The following is a 6371-nucleotide window of genomic DNA, read 5'->3' as shown; positions in this document are numbered from 1 at the left end:
TCTCTCATACTCGAACGAGGTCTCTCCCGACCTCAGCACCTTCCGAACCGTGTTCCGAGACACCTTCAGGTCGCGGGCGATCTCCTTGATCGTCTTACCCTTGATGAAGTGCTCGCGCCGTATCCGCCCAATCGTCTCCACGACCAGCATCCCCAACCACCTGCTTCATTCCAAAGCAGGCAGCGCAACAGACCTATCTGTAGGGGGTCAATTTTGGACGCCGATCCCCCGGCTTAGGGGGTCAATATTGCAAGCCGAATGACATCATGTGTTCGGGGGTTGTTACTCCCTTGTTGAACCAAGCCATGCCCTGGAAATACAGGTCCATCGCATCGGGATGCTGGCACTTCATTGCACCGGGAAAGCCGATGCAGAACGGCTTCGTCGAGAGTTTCAACGGCCGGATGCGTGACGAGCTGCTCAACGAGACTCTGTTCTTCGATCTCGACGACGCCCGCGCCAAGATCGCCAATTGGGTTGCCGACTACAATCTTCAGCGGCCTCACTCGTCGCTGAAATACATGACCCCCGCGGCTTATGCCGCCCACCTCACCACAACGGACGATCGGCTACGCAACCCCGACCAGCTCCGCCGATCGTCCGTTGCTACAACCGCGCCACTTGGCGTACAAAACCCCGAGGCTCTAACCGCGGCCGGATGAAAATTCGGTGGCAGGTCAGGTTGACCCAAGCCGGAATACCAACGATGTAACGGGCCTGCCTCTACTGCTTGGCACCAAGAAGCGTGCAGGTTAATCTGGCTGCTGTTCGATCCGCCAAAGCTTGTTTCTTCATCTTTTAAACTCTGATGAAATTCAATGAAGCTCACCCATATTTTGGCGCCGCTTGCGCTGGCTACGTTTACCGCATTTTGCGCGACGAGCATGGTTGCTGATGCGCGGGAGACTCCGAAGCTGAAAATCACTCCGCTGCAGAAGGAGCCTCTGACAGGGCAGCCTAACAAGGAAGTTCTCTCGCTGATCGTCGAGCGGCCGCCCGGGTCCGGTACCGGTCTTCACACGCATCCGGGCGACGAGTACACCACCGTCCTTGAAGGAGAGGTCGTCGGCCGAAAAGAAGGAAGCGAGGCCAAGACCTACACGGCGGGCCGGTCGTATCACAACGAACCCGGCGTAGTTCACGAAGCAAATAACAAGGCGAGCGCTCCGGCAAGGACCTTCAACGTGTTTGTAGTTGAGAAGGAAAAGCCCGTAACCGAGCCGGTGAAGCGGTAGCTGACGTCGGGACCCGTGGGCGCCGAGGTCGGCCTCTGATCCGAGGCTCGCATCTGCTTGGGTAATTGCGCCGACCGCTTCCGAGAGGCGAGCGGACTAACTTCATGCAGACTGCGGAGGTTTGACCCGTGGCTGACCTCCCTCTGGTCGTCGCATTGTCCGCTTCCGAGGTGAGCAGAATGGCATCATGCACACCGCGAGGGAATCCTTTGACCCATTGCGGTGTCGCCGCTCCGTCCAGCACGTCGTTTTGGGGCTGCTCGTCGGTTAATTCTCGCGCCAGATCTCACGCACATGACGGGAAGAAGTTAACTATCTTTGGATTTAATTTAATTTAATATTGAGAATATTAAACAATATAAAGCACGGCGATACCCGAGCAAACTTTTGGGCCAGGGCATTGCGCGCACGCACGTGCCCTAGTTGCCCAAACTAGTTCTATCCGTATGGAGCTGGCTGGCATGGATCGAGAATACCTTGACACGTTGTCCATTGATGAATTGTGGGCGCTGCACACGGAGGTCGATCAGATCCTCGCGGCCAGACTCCTTGCAGAAAAGCGCGAGCTCGAAAAGCGGCTCGATCAGCTCGGCCAAGGAGCAAACTCGAACGAACCGGCGAAGAACACCCCTTCGAAGCACTAGGACGCGAAAGCCGGTTTCTAACGGGAACCGGGGTCTTGTTATATTTAGTGATTGAACTCGATTAACTTAATTTAATTTATTCAGGCTGGGGGATGGTTTAATTGCAATAGCCATGAGGGGGCGCCATGTCCTCATACGAACACGACTACCGGCGCGAGTTTTTGAAGACCTGCGGAAAATTCGCCGCCGTAACTCCTCCTCCATGCTGCTATCGACATCAACTCGGTCGCGGCGTCTGGCGGGGAGGGCGCGGGGGCCCACGAACACCATCATCACAAACGCGGTGAAGATTAGCTGAGGGTCGCCGACCGGGGCGCGGCTTACGGCTCCATCTCTTCTCGCGACGAAATCGGTGGGGAACGTGCGGAGGTTCGAACCCTCGGTACGTCGCCACGCGGAGGACCCGGCCATGAGTGGTCTCCATCATCTCCAGACTTCCCCGTCGGCCCCCCGGGCCGATCTCTTCAAATCGGCCACGGTGCCGGCGGGCAATCCCTGGGCGGATGCTGCTGCCGCTCTTCTTCGTCACCGTTTCGAAGCGCTCGCTTCTCAGCTCGCCGAACTGGAAGCGCTTCGCGAACGAGTGCTTGAGGCTGAGCAGAAGCTCGACCCGAGTTTCGTCTGATGAAAAGCTGGGCCGGGCAGCAGTAAGCGCCGCTTAGCGCTTAATGAACTCGGCCACCTTCAGCTTCTGGTGACCTATTGGCCTCTGAAGAGTGCTACCGCGCCAAAGAGTAGGGCGCATTGGAGGCAGATATGCTCAGATCGGTGATCAAGTCTACGGTCATAGCAACGTTGTTGATCACCCTGATTACCCCGCCGGTCATCACCCAAGCCTTTGGCCACGGGAGCGGTGGTGGGGGCGGTGGGGGCGGTGGTGGCGGCGGTGGCGGTGGCGGTGGCGGCGGCGGTGGTGCCGGGGGGGCGGGCGGTGGCGGCGGTGGCGGCGGTGGCGGCGGTGGTGCCGGTGGCGCTGGTGGTGCGGGTGCCGGCAGCGGTGGTGCCGGTGGCGCTGGTGGTGCGGGTGCCGGCAGCGGTGGTTCCGGTGGCGCTGGTGGCGCGGGTGCCGGCAGCGGTGGTTCCGGTGGCGCTGGTGGCGCGGGTGCCGGCAGCGGTGGTGCGGGTGACGCTGGTGGTGCGGGAGCTGCCAACGGTGGTGCCGGTGGCGGTTATGGCGGGGGCCATTATGATGCTGGTGCATCGAGCTTGCCCTATTCCAGCCGGCTGGGCACGAACATGCAGCTGATCCAAAGGAGCAAGGCCTGGACTGGTGGTGGATGGGTTCGTGACGATACTTTTTATCCGTTCCGCGAACGCGCGCCCCGGCTGCGGTGGGATATGTGGAGGCACGCAGCGCCCATGTCTGACCACAGGCTTCACAAGGCTCAGCGAACAAGGCTCAGGCCGCACGAAATGCGGAAGATGCTGTCGCACCAGAAATCTGTGCAATCGTTCGGGACGCGAACCTCATTGGACGCGCGTCGCGGGGAGGGCGATGATGCGACGGCTGCCCGCCGACCGGCAAATCGTTCGCGGGTCGAAGTCCAGGTAGCGCCGCCATCCTTGGTCGAGCGTAAGGAAGAGCAAACGACTGGCGCGGCGCCGGTCAATGCCTCGGCGGATGTAGTCAAGGTGACCCCGCCACCCGCGATCGAGCGCGAAAGCGAGCAAACGATCGGCGCCGCATTCGTAGATGCCTCGGCGGATGTCGCTCAAGTCACCCCGCCCTCCGTTATTGAACATGAGGACGCCTCGATAACGAGGTCACTCGACGGGCTGGTAGCGATGATGATGGCATTCGTCGCACTTGGCTTTATCCCATTGCTCTTTCGCCATAAGGATGCCCAACGCGTGTTAGCCTATGCTGCGACGCGTCGCTCCGAAGCACGCCTCGACGATGCTCGCCCCGTCTACTTACTGTGTCCACCGCAGATCGAAGCCGATCCCGATCTTGTATCCAATTTGGAAGCGTCCGTGAAAAACGTTCTCAACACAATAAAGGAGGCGGAGACCGAGATGGCTTCCTCACGACAGCTCCGAAAACCCGCGTGAAGCCGAGCCCTCACTGAGTTTGTTGACGCTGATCGTGCCCTTGAGGTTCGGGGACCTACCCGTCGCCTAAACAGGCGCATGGGATAGGCGCCGGATTGTCGAGGTCGGCTTCTGGACCCGGAGCGGACGCTGACCGAGTTCGTGTATGAACCATTTGAATTGTGACCCCGACCAGGGGTCGGAAGAGGGTTCGGGGAAATAGCGATAGGCTATCCCCGGTCGCTCCCGACGCCCCAGAAGCGATCGGGCGAGTGAAGAAAGCTTTGAGCCCAAAACGATGAGCAATTGAGCTATGCAGAAGCGCTCAACCTTCAATGTAAGGCAATTCGGAGTTGATGGTCGAAAGACGCTCTTCTTGTTGCTTCTCCTTGTCGCGATCCCCGCGGACGACTGCTCCGCGCAGACACCTCCGCCCCCAGTCAGCGAACATGCGTTCGAGCGCGTGCCGCCGACAGTCGTGAAGAGATTGGCGACCCGCTTTTCGCTAGGCGCATTCGCCGGCCGCTTCGAGGAGACGCGGCTCGGCGCGGTTCGCGAAGCCGTGGGCGAAGGGATCATCCAACACCAGGGCGATGCTGGAGATAGTGTCTATTGGCTGTGTTATAGGCGCGCGCAGCATCGACTATGGGTCGTGTCCAGCGGAGAGATGGGCGGCCCGGACCATCTCGTCACAGAGGTCGTTGAAGAGCTCACCGAGAAAGACACCGAGACCTCGACCGATTGCGCCATCATCCCGGAAAAGTTCGCGCCGCTCGTCTTCGACGGCAAGCTGCATTTAGGTATGTCGCGTTTGGACGTAGTCACGGCGCTGGGACCGCCGTCGAAGTCGGAAGCTGCTCAGATGGTGTATTCTCACCACGGAAAGCTCGCAGACGGTTTTGATGAGACCGCATGGCTCATTCTCCGATTTCGTGAGGAAAAGCTCGTGTCCATGCGCGGCGGCAAGACCACGACGAATTGAAGTGGCCGCTATCCGCTCAATCTGGCGCTAGAAGAGACGTTGCCTCTCGATCATAGAGCAGACGCCACTTCGGCGCCGCCACGGTCCCCTTTTGATGCTGTGGACGGCTCCTCCACCGGCACGAGAGTGCCAAGGTGTGGGCGCCGTTTGAGGCTCCCACGATTCGGAGGAGCAGCCCTATGCAGCCAATTTCGACCATCGGTCTGGATATCGCGAAGTCAGTCTTCCAAGTGCACGGCGTTGATGCAGCTGGCCAGGTGATCATCCGCCGTCAGTTGAAGCGCCGGCAAGTCCTGACGTTTTTCCAGAAGCTGCCGCCCTGCCTGGTAGGGATCGAGGCTTGCGCATCATCACACCATTGGTCCCGCGAGTTGCAGGCATTGGGGCATGCGGTGCGATTGATGCCTCCGGCCTATGTGAAGCCCTACGTCAAGCGGCAGAAGAACGACAGCGCTGATGCGGAGGCGATTTGCGAGGCGGTGACGAGGCCCAACATGCGGTTCGTGCCGACCAAGACGGTTGAACAACAGAGCTGTCTGATGCTTCACCGAGCGCGCCACCTCTTCATCCGCCAGCAGACTGCCGTGATCAATTCAATCCGCGCCTATCTCGCCGAGTTCGGGATTGTCGCCCCTGTCGGGCGCAGGGGTGTCGAGCAACTGCTGGAAGTCGTCGCCGATACAGCCGAAGACCGAGTCCCGGAGGGCGCCCGGATGTGTCTTGCTGCTCTCGGTGGTCAATTGCGCGCGCTGAAGGCCCAGATCCTGGAGTTCGACCGACGCATCATCGCCTGGCATCGATCAAGCGCGACGAGCAAACGGCTGGACGCGATCCCCGGCGTTGGGCCGGCTTTGGCAACAGCTCTGGTCGCGAGCATTGCTGATCCTAGAGCTTTTCGATCGGGACGAGACTTCTCGGCCTGGGTTGGGCTTGTACCGAAGCAGAGCTCGAGCGGGGGCAAAGACAAGCTTGGCAGCATCAGCAAGCAGGGCGATCGCTATTTGCGTAGCCTGTTTACGGCTGGCGCGCTCGCCGTAATCCGCTACGCCAAGATCCATGGCACCGATCATCGGCCATGGCTCACGCGATTGTTGGCCCGCCGGCCCACCAAGGTCGCGGCCATCGCGCTTGCCAACAAGCTCGCCAGGATGGCCTGGGCGATGATGGCGAGGAACGAACGCTACCAGGAGCCGGCCGCGCTGGCGGCCTAAACGAGATCGCGCCGACATCGCCGGCGTGACGTAACGGTTGGGAGGGCGAACAGCACGTAATGCAGCGCCGGTCGATCCGGCGATCAGGACAACCCATACGGGCCACGGCATCTTCGAATGCGTGCTTTTGATCGGGACCTGATCCGCGGAGGGCATTATGGCCAGCGGTCAAGTGAACCGCACAAACAGGCCGAACACATGGCTGCTCCGACCAACGCCGCAAAGTGAAGATTCTCCTTGCCAACCCGGAGCCGTCCACACATGGCCC

8 protein-coding genes and 1 pseudogene are annotated in these 6371 nt (G+C 60.3%); 8 read left to right on the top strand and 1 reads right to left on the bottom strand.

The annotated features are described in order from the left end of the window. The coding region (locus YU9_RS48595) for a helix-turn-helix domain-containing protein (protein WP_036019246.1) at window positions 1–150 on the bottom strand (150 nt) is incomplete at its 3' end. A 191-nt stretch (window positions 151–341) separates the two neighbouring features. Between YU9_RS48595 and YU9_RS46945 the strand changes: the two are divergent. The 8 genes and pseudogenes from YU9_RS46945 to YU9_RS0137820 all read left to right on the top strand — a co-directional run. Continuing rightward, window positions 342–662 (top strand): annotated as a pseudogene (locus YU9_RS46945) (transposase); the annotation flags it as partial. A 156-nt stretch (window positions 663–818) separates the two neighbouring features. Further along, window positions 819–1235 carry a cupin domain-containing protein gene (locus tag YU9_RS43935; protein WP_051380671.1) on the top strand — a complete coding sequence of 139 codons (417 nt, stop codon included), beginning with the start codon at window positions 819–821 and terminating at the stop codon, window positions 1233–1235. Between the two features lie 461 nt (window positions 1236–1696). Further along, entirely contained in the window at window positions 1697–1879 is a 183-nt protein-coding gene (locus YU9_RS43930; protein ID WP_063623794.1) for a hypothetical protein, read from the top strand. A 409-nt stretch (window positions 1880–2288) separates the two neighbouring features. Next, on the top strand, window positions 2289–2504 hold the full coding sequence (locus YU9_RS0137840; protein ID WP_156952367.1) for a hypothetical protein: 216 nt from the start codon (window positions 2289–2291) through the stop codon (window positions 2502–2504). Window positions 2505–2735: 231 nt separating this feature from the next. Beyond that, on the top strand, window positions 2736–3125 hold the full coding sequence (locus YU9_RS49465; RefSeq protein ID WP_210163516.1) for a hypothetical protein: 390 nt from the start codon (window positions 2736–2738) through the stop codon (window positions 3123–3125). Between the two features lie 167 nt (window positions 3126–3292). Continuing rightward, complete coding sequence (locus YU9_RS48585; protein ID WP_156952366.1) at window positions 3293–3931, top strand: hypothetical protein; 639 nt, start codon at window positions 3293–3295, stop codon at window positions 3929–3931. A gap of 292 nt (window positions 3932–4223) precedes the next feature. Further along, entirely contained in the window at window positions 4224–4892 is a 669-nt protein-coding gene (locus tag YU9_RS0137825) for a hypothetical protein (protein ID WP_027577352.1), read from the top strand. 179 nt (window positions 4893–5071) lie between these two features. Continuing rightward, a complete protein-coding gene (locus YU9_RS0137820; protein ID WP_036017133.1) occupies window positions 5072–6103 on the top strand; it encodes an IS110 family transposase in 1032 nt (343 codons plus the stop codon). Window positions 6104–6371 lie beyond the last annotated feature (268 nt).

The sequence above is a fragment of the Bradyrhizobium sp. WSM1743 genome (genome assembly GCF_000473065.1).
GTDB lineage: Bacteria > Pseudomonadota > Alphaproteobacteria > Rhizobiales > Xanthobacteraceae > Bradyrhizobium.
Note: the sequence above shows the minus strand (reverse complement) of the source record. Positions and strands in the feature narration are given on the sequence as shown.